General features: G+C 73.6%; 15 protein-coding genes and 1 pseudogene. 10 read left to right on the top strand and 6 right to left on the bottom strand.

Translation table 11 applies throughout. The annotated features are described in order from the left end of the window. From E1165_RS15445 to E1165_RS15455, 3 genes are all read right to left on the bottom strand, one after another. A partial coding sequence (locus E1165_RS15445; protein WP_132392031.1) for a CGNR zinc finger domain-containing protein occupies positions 1-546 on the bottom strand: 546 nt, incomplete at its 3' end. An 18-nt stretch (positions 547-564) separates the two neighbouring features. Continuing rightward, positions 565-1,731: a glutathionylspermidine synthase family protein gene (locus tag E1165_RS15450; protein ID WP_132392033.1), complete on the bottom strand. Its 1,167-nt coding sequence runs from the start codon at positions 1,729-1,731 to the stop codon at positions 565-567. Position 1,732: 1 nt separating this feature from the next. Then, a complete protein-coding gene (locus tag E1165_RS15455) occupies positions 1,733-2,014 on the bottom strand; it encodes a hypothetical protein (RefSeq protein WP_243704792.1) in 282 nt (93 codons plus the stop codon). A gap of 127 nt (positions 2,015-2,141) precedes the next feature. Between E1165_RS15455 and E1165_RS15460 the strand changes: the two genes are divergently transcribed. The 7 genes and pseudogenes from E1165_RS15460 (at position 2,142) to E1165_RS15490 (ending at position 7,867) form a co-directional block, all read left to right on the top strand. After that, positions 2,142-3,062, top strand: a complete 921-nt coding sequence (locus E1165_RS15460; RefSeq protein WP_132392035.1) for a proline dehydrogenase family protein — start codon at positions 2,142-2,144, stop codon at positions 3,060-3,062. Between the two features lie 115 nt (positions 3,063-3,177). Beyond that, positions 3,178-4,539: a hypothetical protein gene (locus tag E1165_RS15465; RefSeq protein ID WP_132392037.1), complete on the top strand. Its 1,362-nt coding sequence runs from the start codon at positions 3,178-3,180 to the stop codon at positions 4,537-4,539. Between the two features lie 101 nt (positions 4,540-4,640). Further along, positions 4,641-4,780, top strand: a pseudogene (locus E1165_RS30765) (ABC transporter ATP-binding protein); the annotation flags it as partial. A gap of 284 nt (positions 4,781-5,064) precedes the next feature. After that, positions 5,065-5,274 (top strand): helix-turn-helix domain-containing protein, encoded by a 210-nt coding sequence (locus tag E1165_RS15475; protein ID WP_132183381.1) that lies wholly within the window; start codon positions 5,065-5,067, stop codon positions 5,272-5,274. Positions 5,275-5,480: 206 nt separating this feature from the next. Next, a complete protein-coding gene (locus E1165_RS15480) occupies positions 5,481-5,582 on the top strand; it encodes a 30S ribosomal protein bS22 (protein WP_007465623.1) in 102 nt (33 codons plus the stop codon). 120 nt (positions 5,583-5,702) lie between these two features. Beyond that, entirely contained in the window at positions 5,703-6,776 is a 1,074-nt protein-coding gene (locus E1165_RS15485) for an NAD-dependent epimerase/dehydratase family protein (protein ID WP_132392039.1), read from the top strand. A gap of 179 nt (positions 6,777-6,955) precedes the next feature. Then, positions 6,956-7,867 carry a lysophospholipid acyltransferase family protein gene (locus tag E1165_RS15490; protein WP_371687348.1) on the top strand — a complete coding sequence of 304 codons (912 nt, stop codon included), beginning with the start codon at positions 6,956-6,958 and terminating at the stop codon, positions 7,865-7,867. A 28-nt stretch (positions 7,868-7,895) separates the two neighbouring features. On the opposite strand, the gene E1165_RS15495 is transcribed toward E1165_RS15490, so the two are convergent. The 3 genes from E1165_RS15495 to E1165_RS15505 all read right to left on the bottom strand — a co-directional run bounded on the left by E1165_RS15495 (position 7,896) and on the right by E1165_RS15505 (position 10,956). Continuing rightward, a complete protein-coding gene (locus E1165_RS15495) occupies positions 7,896-8,774 on the bottom strand; it encodes an HAD family phosphatase (RefSeq protein WP_132392041.1) in 879 nt (292 codons plus the stop codon). Between the two features lie 119 nt (positions 8,775-8,893). Then, positions 8,894-9,763, bottom strand: a complete 870-nt coding sequence (locus E1165_RS15500) for a DUF5667 domain-containing protein (protein WP_132392043.1) — start codon at positions 9,761-9,763, stop codon at positions 8,894-8,896. A 272-nt stretch (positions 9,764-10,035) separates the two neighbouring features. Then, the gene (locus tag E1165_RS15505) at positions 10,036-10,956 is read right to left on the bottom strand and encodes an ECF subfamily RNA polymerase sigma factor, BldN family (protein ID WP_132392045.1); all 921 of its coding nucleotides are present in this window, start codon (positions 10,954-10,956) and stop codon (positions 10,036-10,038) included. 434 nt (positions 10,957-11,390) lie between these two features. Between E1165_RS15505 and E1165_RS15510 the strand changes: the two genes are divergently transcribed. The 3 genes from E1165_RS15510 to E1165_RS15520 are packed head-to-tail and all read left to right on the top strand — an operon-like array spanning position 11,391 to position 13,904. Continuing rightward, positions 11,391-12,989 (top strand): AMP-binding protein, encoded by a 1,599-nt coding sequence (locus tag E1165_RS15510; protein WP_132392048.1) that lies wholly within the window; start codon positions 11,391-11,393, stop codon positions 12,987-12,989. Next, on the top strand, positions 12,979-13,233 hold the full coding sequence (locus E1165_RS15515) for a glutaredoxin family protein (RefSeq protein ID WP_132392050.1): 255 nt from the start codon (positions 12,979-12,981) through the stop codon (positions 13,231-13,233). The genes E1165_RS15510 and E1165_RS15515 overlap by 11 nt, the downstream gene beginning before the upstream one ends. Then, positions 13,230-13,904, top strand: a complete 675-nt coding sequence (locus tag E1165_RS15520) for an HAD family hydrolase (RefSeq protein WP_243704793.1) — start codon at positions 13,230-13,232, stop codon at positions 13,902-13,904. The genes E1165_RS15515 and E1165_RS15520 overlap by 4 nt, the downstream gene beginning before the upstream one ends. Positions 13,905-13,923 lie beyond the last annotated feature (19 nt).

A 13,923-nucleotide genomic window follows, 5' to 3' on the forward strand; every position in this document is an offset into this window, starting at 1 on the left:
GGCGGGGACGGTGAGCCGCTCGCCGGTGGCGGCGCGCTTGCGGGCGCGATGGGCGGCGACGTGGGACCGGGTCGCGCAGCGCTCCGAGCAGAACCGGCGACAGCAGTTCGACGAGGTGTCCAGGTAGACGTTGCCGCAGCGCTCGTCGGCACAGACCCCGAAGCGGGCGCTGCCGTACTCGCAGAGCCAGACCGACAGCCCCCAGACCGCGCCGGCCAGGTACTCCGCGCTGACCGAGGCGCCCCGGCTGGTCACGTGCATGTGCCAGTCGCTGGAGTCGTGCCCGGAGATTCGCGGCTGCACCGGGAACGCCTCCAACAGTGCGTTCAGTTCCGCCACCGCCTGCGCGTCCCGCCCCGAGGTGCCGTACTCGAACACGTCGCGCAGGCGCTTACGCGCCCGTCGGAAGATCACCAGATCTCGCTCCGAGACCTCGTCGCGCATCCACGCGTTCTCGTCGGGGAAGAGGGCCCGCAGGTCGTCGAGGTCGTCCAGGCGGGCGTTGACGAGATCAACGCCGGTCCGGGCGTACGCGTCGAAGTTCACGACACAACGGTAGACGACTCAGCAGGCCCGCGGCGCGTCGATGTAGTGCGGCAGGAACCGTGCGTAACCGTCCGTGATCAGGCCCGCGCTCTCCCGGATCCCCACCCCGGCGGCCTCGCCCTCCACGATCCAGCTTCCCAGCACCACGTGGTTGCCGTCGAAGGCCGGCAACGCCCGGAACTCCTGGTAGCAGAAACCTTCGTCGCCGTAGCTGCCCGGATTGCCGACCTCGGTACCGTCGGTGACGATCCGCACCGAGGCTCCCTCCCGGCCGAGCAGCGGCTTCGCCACGTACCGGGTCATCCCGCGCGGCCCGTCCAGGTACGCCGGGAGCAGGTACTCGTGGCCCGGGTACAGCTCCCAGAGCACGGCGAGCAGCGCCTTGTTCGACAGCAGCAGCTTCCAGGCCGGCTCGATCCAGGTGGTCGGGGTGCCGGGCTCCAGCGCCGGACGGCCGTACGGCTCGGCCAGCATCCACTCCCAGGGGTACAGCTTGAAGCAGGTGGTGACCGGGCGGTCGGCGGCGTCGACGAAACGCCGCCCGTCCCAGCCGATCCGCTGGATGGGCAGCAGCGTCGCGTCCAGCCCCGCCTGGCGGGCCGTCTCGGCCAGGTAGCCGGCGGTGATCTGGTCCTCGCCCGACTCCTCCTCGTCGGACCAGCAGACGTGCACCCGCCGGTCGTGCAACCCGGCGCCGATCTTCGCCCACGCCCCGACCAGCCGCTCGTGCAGGCTGTTCCACTGGTCGGCCTCGGGCCGGGTCTGCTCCAGCCAGTACCACTGGATGATGCTCGCCTCGACCAGCGAGGTCGGGGTGTCGGCGTTGTACTCCAGCAGCTTCGGCGGCCAGGAGCCGTCGTACCAGAGGTCGAAGCGGCCGTAGAGGGTCGGCGGTGCCTCGCGCAGTGAGCGGGCCACCGCCTCGGCCGCCCAGGCGGGGATGCCGAAGTCGGCGTAGCGGCCCCGGGCCACCACGTGCTCGGCCGCGGCGACGGACATCCGGTGCAGCTCCTCGGTCGCCTCCTCCAACCGGAGCACCTCGTCCAGTTCGAAGGCGTACGCCGCCGTCTCGTCCCAGTACGACATGGTGGCGCCGCCGGGCAGTTCGGTGGTGGCGTACACCAGCCCCTGCTCCCGGATGGTGGCCGCCCAGTCCGGGCGGGGGGTGGTGGTCTCGCGCCGCACCTCAGCCCCCGCAGGAGGCGAGGTGGGTGCCGAATCCGCCCCGTTCCGGCAGGGCCGCCTCGGCCGGGCGCGGCCCGGCGCGCCCGGTGTCGCTGACGGTGGGAACCCGCATGGCCACCGCGACGGTGTCGCCGCCGCCGGTCGGGGCCAGCGCGCAGTCGTCATCGTCGTCGTCGTCCCCCGATGAGGTCATGTTGCAACCGGAGAGGGCGAGCGCCAGGGCGGTGAGCGCGCCGAGGTGTACGGAGGCCGACCGGAGACGGCGGCGGGGGTGTCGTTCCACGTTGACGGTTGTAACCGATCCCTGCCACCCGCGATCGTCCGGCCCGTCCGTGCCGGGGTGGGACGGGCTGCCGGCTGCTCCGGCCGGCCCCGGGCGAGGGCCCCGTCACGGGCGATACGCTCGGTTCATGCTCCGTTCCGTCATCCTCGCCGCCTCCCGGTCATCCCAGGTCGAGCGGCTCATCGCGACGGCTCCGTTCACCCGGGACGTCGTGGGCCGGTTCGTCGCCGGCAGCGGCACCGACGACGCGTTGCGCGCGACCCGCGAACTCGTCGCCGACGGCCTCGCGGTCAGCCTCGACAACCTCGGCGAGGACACCGTCACCCCCGAGCAGGCGAACGCCACCCGGGACGAGTACGTGAAACTGCTCAGGCTGCTCTCCGGTGCGGGGCTCACCCCCGCCGCCGAGGTGAGCGTGAAGCTCTCCGCGCTGGGCCAGCGTTTCGACGAGCAACTGGCGTACGAGAACGCGCGGGCCATCTGTGCCGCCGCCGACGCGGCGGGCACCACGGTCACCCTGGACATGGAGGACCACACCACCACCGACTCGACGCTGGACATCCTGACCAAGCTGCGCAAGGACCATCCGTCGACCGGGGCGGTGCTCCAGGCGTACCTGCGGCGCACCGAGTCGGACTGCCGGGAACTGGGCGGCGCGGGGTCCCGGGTGCGGCTGTGCAAGGGGGCGTACAAGGAGCCGGAGTCGGTGGCGTACCAGTCCGCCCGCGAGGTGGACAGGTCGTACGTGCGCTGCCTGAACGTGCTGATGTCCGGCGACGGCTATCCGATGCTGGCCACCCACGACCCGCGCCTGATCGCCATCGGCGAGGACCGGGCCCGCTGGTTCGACCGTGGCCCGAACCGGTTCGAGTTCCAGATGCTGTACGGCATCCGCCCCGAGGAGCAGGCCCGGCTGGTCGGCGAGGGTTACACCGTGCGCACCTACCTTCCGTACGGCGAGGACTGGTACGGCTACCTGATGCGCCGGCTCGCCGAGCGTCCCGCGAACCTGGTGTTCTTCGGCCGGGCGTTGCTGTCGAAGAAGTGAGCAGGGGCGATCGCCTCCGCGCGCGCCGACCCGGGCTGTTCGAGGGGCCGGACGGGCCGGGTGCGACGCGCGGGTAAGTCTTTCCGGAACGTCCGATTGGTCGTACCCTTCGCCGGTGGGTGAGGGTTCGGCGACCGACATGGTGGACGAGCCGCGGCGGGCCCCGGTCCGGTCGGCCCGACCGCGCCGGGCCCTCGGCCTGACGCTCGCGGCGATCCTGGCACTGCTGGGTGGCGTTGTGCCGACGGCGGTGCTGACCGGGCCGCCGCACCGGGCCACCGACCAGCCGTCGGCGGCGTGGTTCGTCCCCGGGGCAGGCGGCCCGTCCGATGGCTCCGAGGCCGCCTCCACCTGGGCGGACGGGCCCGGCACGACGGCCGCGCGGCGCCTCGGCGAGCGGCTGGCCGCCCAGCTCGACCGGCAGGCCGCCGCCCTGCTCGGCGGTGACCGCGCCGGCTTCCTGGCGGTCGCCGACCGGGCCGCCCGGCCCGACCTCAGCCGCCGTTTCGCCGCGCTGCGCGCCCTGCGTGTCACCGTGTGGCAGGTCGAACCGGAGGGTCTGCCGACCCCGGTCACCGGGCGGCCGGGGCAGTGGCGCCAGCCGGTCGTCTTCCGCTACTGCCTGGTCGTACCGGACTGCACTCCCAGTCCGGTCCTGGTCGGCACCCGCTGGCTGGCCGGCGGTGCGGCGCCCCTGCTGCTCGCCCTCGAAGAGTCCCGGTCGGCGCGGGCCGCCGTCCGGCCCTGGGAGGTCAGCGAACTGGTGGCGGCGGTCGGCACGCGGACCGTGGTGGCGACCACCCCCGCCCTGCGTCGGGCACTGCCCGGCCTGCTCGCCGCGGCGGAGGAGGCGGCCAAGGTCGCCGACCGGTACGCGGTCGCCGGCCCGCCGCCGGACCGGTACCGCGTCTTCTACGCCGGACACGCCGAGTGGCGGCGCTGGTTCGGCGGCGGCCGGCCGAGCTGGACCGCCGGGTACGCGATCGGCGTCGGCGGCGGCCACCACGAGATCGTGCTGAACGCGGACGCGCTGCCCGCCTCCGGCCCCGGCGAGTTGCTGCGCCACGAACTGACCCACGCCGCGTCGCTGACCGGCCGGGGGCACCCCGGCCGGCAGGCCTGGTGGCTGGTGGAGGGGCTGGCCGAGTACGCCGGCGCCGACGGGGCCCCGGTGCACCGGTACGAGGCCCTGGACGACGTCCGCCGGCTGGTCACCGGCGGCTGGAACGGCCGCCTGGACGCCCTCGCGCCCACCGACACCGCCCCGGCCGACCGGGTCGGTGGCAGCTACGGCGTCGGCTACCTGGCCGTGCGCCACCTCGTCGACCGGTACGGTGAGCAGCGCGTGCTCACGTTCTTCCGTGCCGTGGTGCACGACCGGCAACCGGTCGACGCGGCGGCCGAGCGGGTGTTCGGCGACGACTGGGCGACCCTGCACGACGACTGTGTCGCCTACGTCCGGTCGGCCTCGGCGTGACGCGACCGGTCGGTTTCGGACGGCCGGCGGGCGCCCTCGTCGCGCGGCCCGACCAGGAGCCTGGCGCAGGATGGTGGTCCGCGTGACGCCCGGCCCGCGTCCATGATCGACCGCTGTCGGGCGACGACGGCGGACCTGAGACACTGGGACCCGCTCCCAGGCGGAGCCCCGGTCCGCGTCCGGAAGCGGCCCGGGGCACCCGTCCGGTGGCTCCGGTGGCGCCACCGGAGCCACCGGGCGCCTTCCGCGCCAGCGGTCCCCGCGGCCGGTGGACGCCGACGGTGCCGGGCCGGCCGGACCGGAAAGCCGCCCGGCGTCGGCGATCCCGGCAACGGGACGTGCGGCGCTTGGGGGAAACGCCAGGTCACCGGCGGGTGAACAGCGCTCAGCGCATGATCAGTTGCACGAAGGGATCGCGCCGGTCACAGCGGCCCCGCTACCGTACTGGTAACACGCGCGTTGCTGGCCGGGCGGGACCACCTCTCCGGGAGGCACGCGCCGGGCATGGGATGGGTCGGGTGAGCCATGGCCGGGTCGCCGTCCGACGGTCGGCTGTCGGATGTCAAGTTCCTGACCGTCGCCGAGGTGGCGGCGGTCATGCGGGTCTCGAAGATGACGGTGTACCGGCTGGTGCACAGCGGTGAACTCACCGCCGTCCGGGTGGGCCGGTCGTTCCGGGTGCCCGAGCACGCCGTGCACGACTATCTGCGGGGCGCCTTCCAGGAGACCGCCTGACCGGTGCCGAGTGCGACGTAACGGGCATCGACGGGGGCGCGTTGGTCCTGCTGACACGCTCCGGCTACCCTGGAGCGGACCGTGACCGTTAGTCGGTGTGCCCGAGGCCACCAGGCTGGTCCGGTCCGTTGTCCGCAAGCGGTCACCGGCATCACCGTTCGTGGTGCCGCACGTCCGCCCCGCACGTTGCATTGAAAGGCTGTCGTATGGGCTCGGTGGTCAAGAAGCGCCGCAAGCGCATGGCTAAGAAGAAGCACCGCAAGCTGCTGCGCAAGACCCGCGTCCAGCGTCGCCGCCTCGGCAAGTGACCGGAGCCGGGCCACCGGCCCGGCTCCGGCGCACCTGCCAAACTGTCGACCCTCGGAGGCTCAGGTGATCAGGCCGCGGACGTCCCGGCTCGATCCCGCCTGCCGGTCAAGGCGTTCCCGATGACCCCCGGTGGCACCCCAGGTGCTCCGGGGGTCGTCGTCGTGACCGGGGTCGGTCGCTATCTCGGCGCGCACGTCGCCGCCCGGCTCGCCGCCGACCCCCGGATCGAACGGGTGATCGGCGTCGATCCGACCACCCCCGGTCCCGAGTTCACCGACCTCCTCGACAGGGTCGAGCGGGTCCGGCTCGACCTCGGCTCCCTCGGCGGACTCCTCGCCGACCTCGACGTCGACGCCGTGGTGCACCTCGCCCTGGTCAGCGCTCCCGATCCGCAGCACGGCGGCCGGGCGGCGATGAAGGAACAGAACGTCATCGGCACCATGCAGCTGCTCGCCGCCTGCCAGCGGGCACCCCGGCTGCGCAAGTTGGTGGTCCGCTCCTCGACCGCCGCGTACGGCGCGTCCTTCCGCGACCCGGCCGTCTTCACCGAGGAGACCGAGCCCCGGGAGGTGCCGCGCGGCGGGTTCGGCCGCGACATCCTCGACATCGAGGGTTACGTGCGCGGATTCCGCCGCCGCCGGCCCGACGTCACCGCCACCGTGCTGCGCTTCGCGCCGTTCATCGGCTCCACCGCCGACACCACGCTGACCCGCTACTTCTCCCAGCCGTTCGTGCCGACCGTCTTCGGACGAGACCCCCGGTTGCAGTTCGTCCACTTCGACGACGCCCTGGAGGTGCTGCACCGGTCCGTCGCCGAGGAACACCCGGGGACGTACAACGTCGCCGGGCCGGGCGTGCTCTCGCTGTCCCAGGCGATCCGCCGGGCCGGACGGGTCGCCGTGCCCGTGCTGGAACCGGGCCTCTCCGGGGCCGCCGCGCTCGCCCGTAGCCTCGGCTTCGGCCGCTACGGCCTCGACCAGGTCGACCTCTTCGTGCACGGGCGGGTGGTCGACACCAGCCGGCTGGAGCAGGAGTACAACTTCACGCCGCGCTCCACCGCCGCCGCGTTCGACGACTTCATCCGCGCCCACCGGGGTGGCGTGGTGCTCACCCGGGACACCCTCGCCGCCGCGGAGCAGGTGGTGCTGGAGAGCATCCGGCAGGTCCGCCAAGCCGTACAGGAGCGGTCGTGAGCAGGCCAGACGAGCGCCCCGAGAGCCGGTACGACGTACCGCTGACGCTGCCCGGGGTCGACGCGGAGCCGGCCCGGCGCAACGGCCACCGGCCCGTCACGAACGCCGTCGCCGCCCCGGCCCGTCAGGACGAGCCGGACACCTCGGCCACCGACGAGCCGGTCGTGTCGGAGGCCGCCGTGGACGCGGCGCGGTCACCGGCACCGGCCGGGCACGAGCCGGGCGGACCGGCCGTGCCGGACCAGCCGGGGGACCACTGGGACCGCAAGGTCGCCGCCGGGCTGGCGTTCCTGCGCCGCCGGCTCTCCGGTGACTACGAGGTGGACGAGTTCGGCTTCGATCCCGAGCTGACCGAGGCCGTCTTCCACCCGCTGCTGCGCCGGCTCTACCGGGACTGGTTCCGCACCGAGGTGACCGGCCTGGAACACGTGCCCGCCCAGGGCGCCGGCCTGGTGGTCGGCAACCACTCCGGCACCGTCGCGTTGGACGCGTTGATCCTCTCCACCGCCCTGCACGACCAGCATCCCAGCCACCGCTACCTGCGGCTGCTCGGCGCCGACCTGGTGTTCCGGATGCCGGTGGTCTCCGAGATCGCCCGCAAGACCGGCGGAACGGTCGCCTGCAACCCGGACGCGGAGCGGCTGCTCGGCGCCGGCGAGTTGGTCGGCGTCTTCCCGGAGGGCTTCAAGGGCATCGGCAAGCTCTACTCCGACCGCTACAAGTTGCAGCGGTTCGGTCGGGGCGGCTTCGTCTCGGCGGCGCTGCGTACCGGCACCCCGATCGTGCCGGTCGCCATCGTCGGCGGGGAGGAGATCTATCCGATGCTCGCCGACATCAAGCCGCTCGCCCGGCTGCTCAAACTGCCGTACTTCCCGATCACGCCGACCTTCCCGTGGCTCGGCCCGCTGGGCATGGTGCCGCTGCCGAGCAAGTGGCTGATCGAGTTCTGCCCGCCGATCCCGACCGCACACCTGACCGACTCCGCCGACGACCCGCTGGTCGTCTTCAACCTCGCCGACCAGGTCCGTGAGACCATCCAGCAGACTCTGCACCAGCTGCTGGAACGCCGCCCCGACCCGTTCGGCCCCTGACCCGGACGACCGGGACGTGGCCCGGCGGTCAGAGCATGGCGCGGCGACGGCGGTGCAGGGCCAGCCCCGCGGTGACCGCGCCGGCGAGCAGCCCCGCGGCGGCCGTCGACGGTACGGCGATCCTGACGGCCCGCCGCCCGGTACGGAAGTCCCGTACCTCCCAGCCCCGCTCGCGGGCCTGCCGCAGCAGCGTGCCGTCCGGGTTGATCGCCACCGCTCGCCCGACGGCGGAGAGCATCGGCAGGTCGTTCACCGAGTCGCTGTACGCCGCGCAGCGGGCCAGGTCCAGCCCCTCCACCTCGGCGAGCTGGCTGACCGCCTCCGCCTTCGCCGGGCCGTGCATCAGGTCACCGACCAGCCGCCCGGTGTACGCGCCGTCGGCCACCTCCGCCACCGTGCCGATCGCCCCGGTCAGCCCGAGCCGGGTGGCGATCACCCGGCCGATCTCCACAGGGGCCGCACTGACCAGCCAGACCCGCTCACCCGCGTCGAGGTGACCCTGGGCGAGTCGGCGGGTGCCGGCCCAGATCCGGGGCACCATCAGCTCGTCGAAGATCTCCTCGGTGAGACGCTCGACCTCGTTGACCCGCCAGCCCTCGATGAAGGCGAGGGCGGCCTCCTTGGCCTGCGACATGTCGCCGGCGTGCTCGGTGGCCAGCAGCCGGAACCGGGCCTGCTGCCAGGCGAACCGGGCCAGGTCACTGGTGGTGAAGTACCTGCGGGCGGCGAGCCCTCGGGCCAACCAGTAGATCGACGCGCCCTGCATCATCGTGTTGTCCACGTCGAAGAAGGCCGCGGCACGGGGATCGGGCGCCACCGGGACCGGCTGGTCGCCCTCGGCCTCCGCCCAGCCGGCGGTGTGCCCGTGCCCGTCGGTGCTGACCGTGACCTTGCGGATGCGGGGCATGGCACCTCCCTCCGTACGGCCACCGTGCGCGCCTGCACACCTGAGCCTAGTCGGGCGTCGATCACGAGCGGTCGACCGAAGGGATATCGGTGCTGTGAACTGCCTCGCGGTTCAGCGCTTCAGCGGTGCTCGGGGCAGGTCGCGGGAGTGGGGCCGAGGGCGTCGCCGGCAACCGGGGTGGGCAGCCCGCAGGCGATGGCGGCGCGCAACGCGTCGGAGCGCTTGCGGACCGCGTCCAACAGGGCCAGGGAGCGCCGGACCCGGTCCCGCTCGGCGCGGTCGGCACCGTCGAGCAGCCCACCGACCGCGCGCCGCTGGCCGGCGACGAAGGCGTTCACGGCGTCCAGCCCGGCGGTGTCCGACCGCTGGGCCGCCGCGGCGGTGAGCAGGCGCACGCCCTGGCGGGTGTCGGCGTCCATGTCCTCCAGCACCGCGGTGAAGCCGGGCAGGTCGCCCCGAAGGGTGGCGGCCTCGGTCAACCGGGTACGGGCGAAGTCCAGGAAGAGCTGGCCACGGCTGAGATCCGAACTGGTCAGGGCGAGTTGGGCCCGTTCGGTGGAGCGCTTCATGCCGTAGAGCGCGTCACCGGGAACCGCGTCCTCGCTGGCGGCGGAGATGCCGGACACCGCGACGGCGCCGGCGGCGATGCCGATCAGGACGGCGCCTCGGGCGCGGACCTGACGGGCGGTGACCGCGCCCAACAGCGAGACTCGGGTGCCGGCCGGTGCGGGGTCCGGCATGCGTTCGGCCGTCGTGGCGGCGCTCTCCCGTTCCGCCGTGGCCACCAGCATCGCCCGCAGCCCGGCGCGGAAGTCGGGGTCCACCTCGACGTCCGGTCGTTCCCGCGTCAGCCGCCGACTGATCGCCACCAGGGCGGTGAGCCCGTCGTCGGCGCGGGACCGGACATGATGCCGCCGTCCGCCGTTCGCCTCGTCGAGAAGCTGGGCGAAGCGTGCGGCCCGCCGACGGGAGAAGAGGTCGCTGTCCACCGCAGGCACCCCCTCTCGCTGGTCCGGCCGGTAGGCCGCGGTCGTCACCAGCGACCGGTGGCAGCGTGACGCCGACGGACGGTGTGCCGACCGTACGAGCCGGACCGGGTGGCCCGGGGGACGCCGGGACAACCACGGGTCGCACCCGGAGAAACGGACCGCGCCGGGTGGCGGTTACGGGGACGACGGCGGTGAAATCACGATGAGTGATTGCCGTCACGAGACACGGGTGTCCGCCGGAGCCGGGAGCGGCGCGGAGGACCCGGCCGTGATCAGGGCTGGAAGCCCTCCGGGAGAAGTCGGGCCAGGGCGCGGACCGCACGGTACTGCAACGCCTTGATGGCACCCTCGTTCTTGCCCATCGCCCGGGCCGTCTCGGCCACGGAGAAGCCCTGGAGGAAGCGGAGCACGATGCACTCCTGCTGCTCCGGGTTGAGCTGCTTGACCGCGGTGAGCAGGGCGACGTTGGTGATGTGCTCCACCACCGCGGCTTCCGGGCTGCCCTCGGGCCCGCGGTCCTCGCGGTCGGCGTCGAGCACGTCGCCTGTGGTCACCTCGAGCCGGTACCGGCCCGACTTGAAGTGGTCGGCCACCAGGTTGCGGGCGATGGTGACCAGCCAGGCGCCGAGATCCCGGCCCTGCCAGGTGAAGCTGCCGATCCGCTTCAGGGCACGCAGGAAGGTGTCGGAGGTCAGGTCCTCCGCCAGTTGCCGGTTGCCGACCCGGAAGTAGACGAACCGGAAGACGGTGTCGACGTACCGGTCGTAGATCAGGCCGAATGCCTCGGCGTCCCCGGCCTGGGACCGTTCGACCAGCGTCCAGACCTCGGTGGCGGGGTCGGACGGGTCGGGCCGGCTGGGGAATCCGGTGCTCGGGTTGATGGTCGGAACGGCCGGCAGGACGGCGGTGTCGCCGGCCGGCACGGCCGGGATCACCGCGGTCTCGGCGCCGGCCGGGTCGGTCACGGCGGGTGGCTCGCCGACCCGTCGGTGTTGCGCCGGCATGGTCGGTCGGTGGGGTGTGACGACCCGGCCGGCCGGCGCGTTGCCGCCCGGTGTGGCCGGCCTGGTGGGTGCCTCGTTGTGGTGCGGTCGCGGGTGGATCCGGCCGGCGTCAAGGCGTTCGTTCGGCGATGTTCGCGGCGCGGGGCCGGTCAGGCCGGCGGGTCGTTCCGCGTAGCCGAAGCTGGTCACCGTGCCTCCCGGGTGCGCAATGCGGCCGGCCGGGCGGCGCGACGACGGGTCGCCACGGCGTCGGGTCCGCCCGGTACGGGCAGGGCCGCGTGGGGAGGTGCCGACGCGCGGCAAATCCCCTTGAGGTGCTGGTCCAATGCGCTCACAGGCACGGGGGCCTCCTCGGGCTGAGGGGTGTCGACTCACGGCAAATGGGGTGAGCCGACCCGAGTGATGATAGGGCCAACGTCACCCGCGCGTGGCAAGTCCGTTACACAGGGCCAAAGTATTTCCCCCTCCGTCGCACAGGTGGCGGACCCGTTGTCCGTCGTGTGCGGTTGACTTTCGCGTCACGGCTTGATCCCAGAAAAGAGCCCAGCTCACCGTCGAGTGGACGGCCGTGGCAGCGCTCGGGGCATGGTCGAGCGGCCGACGCTGTGCCAGACTCAGCCACCGTGCAGGACGCCGCCGACAGCCCCGCGCCCCACCTCGCCGACCGCCTCCGCCGCGCCGCCGCCGACCACGGCGACCGCCCCGCGTTGCACTGGCGGGGGGCGACCCTGACCTGGTCCGAACTGGATGAGCGGGTGACGGCCGTGGCCCGGGCGCTGGCCAGGGACCTGCCCGCCGGCGCCGGCGGCACGCCGGACCGGGTGGCGATCGCCCTGCCGAACACGCCCGACTTCGTGGTGGCGTTCCTCGCCACGCTGCGCGCCGGCCTGGTCGCGGTGCCGGTCAACCCGGGATACACCGGCCGGGAACTGCGGCACGTGCTCGCCGACTCGGGCGCGGCGCTGCTGCTGGCCACCGAGGAGGTCAGGGAGCGGGTGGCCCGGCTCGCCGACGAGCTGCCGGCGCTGACCGCCGTGCGCACCACCCTGCCCGAGGAGCCCGGCGACCCGCCGGTGGGGCGTGGCGGCGACCTCGCCGTGCTGCTCTACACCTCCGGCACCGAGGGGCGGCCCAAGGGGGCGATGCTGTCGCACGGGGCGCTCGCCGCCAACCACGACCAGGTCGCCCGGATCCAGCCGCCGGTGGTCGGGCCGGACGACACCGTGCTGCTCGCGCTGCCGTTGTTCCACGCGTACGGGTTGAACTCGGGGCTGGGGGCGGTCGTCCACCATGGCGCGACCGGGGTGCTCGTCGACGAGCTCGGTCCCGGCTGCGCGCTCGACGAGATCGCCCGGCACCGGGTGAGCGTGCTGGTCGGCGTACCGTCGATGTTCCTGGCCTGGTCCGCCGCGGACGCGGACACGGTCGCCGCGGCGATGGCGTCGGTGCGGCTGGCGGTCTGCGGCGCCGCGCCGCTCGACCCGGCCACCGCGGCGCGCTTCACGGAGGTCACCGGGCGTCCGGTGCACGTCGGGTACGGCCTGACCGAGACCGCGCCGGTGCTCACCTCCACCCTCGTCGGCGGGGAGCCGAAGCCCGGCTCCATCGGCCGGCCGCTGCCCGGTGTCGCGCTCCGCCTGGTCGGCGCGGACGGTGTCGACCTGTGGCGCGACGGCGTACCGGTCGACGACGAGGAGGCCGACGACCCGTTCCTCGCCGACTCCTCGCCGGGCACGGACCCGGGCCAGATCGTGGCGCGCGGCGCGAACCTGTTCGCCGGGTACTGGCCGGACGGCCGGGACGGGCCGGACGCCGACGGCTGGTGGGCGACCGGCGACGTCGCCTACGCCGACGCCGACGGGGACCTGTTCCTGGTCGACCGGCTGGGCGAGCTGATCCTGGTCAACGGCTTCAACGTCTACCCGCACGAGGTAGAGCTGGTGCTCGACGCGCACCCGGGGGTGGCCGGCTCGGCAGTCCTGGGTGTGCCGCACCCGCGTACGGGCGAGACTGTGCGGGCGTACGTGGTGCCGGCGCCGGGCCACCCGGTGACCGGTGCGGAGCTGCTCGCCCACTGCGCGCGTAACCTGGCCCGGTTCAAGTGCCCGACCGCCGTCGAGTTCGTCGACGAGCTGCCGTACTCGGCGATCGGCAAGGTACGCAAGACCCAGTTGCGGCCCGTTCCGGCCGCCCGCCCCACGGAGGTGCCCGATGTCCACTGACGCCCGGCTCGCCCTGATCACCCGGCCCGGTTGTCATCTCTGCGAGGACGCCAAGGTGGCGCTCGACCGGGTGGTGGCCGTCACCGGCGACCGGTGGGTGGAGAAGGACGTCACCGGCGACGCGGACCTGGAGCGCGAGTACGGCGACCGGCTGCCGGTGGTGCTGCTCGACGGCAAGGAGCACGGTTACTGGCGGGTCGAGGAGGACCGGCTGCTGCGCGACCTGACCACCCCGCAGCTGTGACCGCCGCCGGCCCCGTGACGACCGGCCCGGCCCGCCACCACCTCGTGTGGGACTGGAACGGCACCCTGCTCGACGACCTCGACCTGGTGGTGGACGCCACCAACGTCGCCTTCGCCAGCGCCGGCGGGCGGTCGGTGACCGCGGACGAGCACCGGGTCCGGTTCCGCCGGCCGATCGCCGACTACTACGCCGAGATGCTCGGCTGGGCGGTCGACGCCGAGGCGTTCGGCGCGCTCGACCGGATCTTCCACGACGCCTACCGGGTCGGGCTGACCTCCTGCAGGCTGGCCACCGACGCGACCGCGGCGATCGCCGCCTGGCCGGGCAGCCAGTCGTTGCTGTCCATGTGGTTCCACGACGAGCTGGTGCCGACCGTGTCAGCGTACGGGTTGACCCCGCACTTCACCCGGGTGGACGGGCTGCGCGCTGCCGTCGGCGGGGGTTTGAAGGCGGACTGGCTGGCCAAGCACCTGGCCGAGCTGGGCCTCGACGGTGGCGAGGTGGTGCTGATCGGCGACTCGCTCGACGACGCCGACGCGGCGCAGAGCGTGGGTGCGCGATGCGTCCTCTACACCGGCGGACTCTCCGACCCGGAGCGTCTCCGCGCCTCCGGCCATCCCACCGCGGACACCCTCACCGCTGCCGTGACCCTCGCCACCGCCTTGCCCTGAGCGTCCCTCGTCGCGCGCC

Source organism: Micromonospora sp. KC723 (genome assembly GCF_004348595.1).
Lineage (GTDB): Bacteria > Actinomycetota > Actinomycetes > Mycobacteriales > Micromonosporaceae > Micromonospora.

Coding starts and splice junctions, on each gene's coding strand:
- E1165_RS15460 (WP_132392035.1), top strand. CDS start 2,142: ATGCTCCGTTCCGTCATCCTCGCCGCCTCCCGGTCATCCCAGGTCGAG.
- E1165_RS15475 (WP_132183381.1), top strand. CDS start 5,065: ATGGCCGGGTCGCCGTCCGACGGTCGGCTGTCGGATGTCAAGTTCCTG.
- E1165_RS15480 (WP_007465623.1), top strand. CDS start 5,481: ATGGGCTCGGTGGTCAAGAAGCGCCGCAAGCGCATGGCTAAGAAGAAG.
- E1165_RS15485 (WP_132392039.1), top strand. CDS start 5,703: ATGACCCCCGGTGGCACCCCAGGTGCTCCGGGGGTCGTCGTCGTGACC.
- E1165_RS15495 (WP_132392041.1), bottom strand. CDS start 8,774: ATGCCCCGCATCCGCAAGGTCACGGTCAGCACCGACGGGCACGGGCAC.
- E1165_RS15515 (WP_132392050.1), top strand. CDS start 12,979: ATGTCCACTGACGCCCGGCTCGCCCTGATCACCCGGCCCGGTTGTCAT.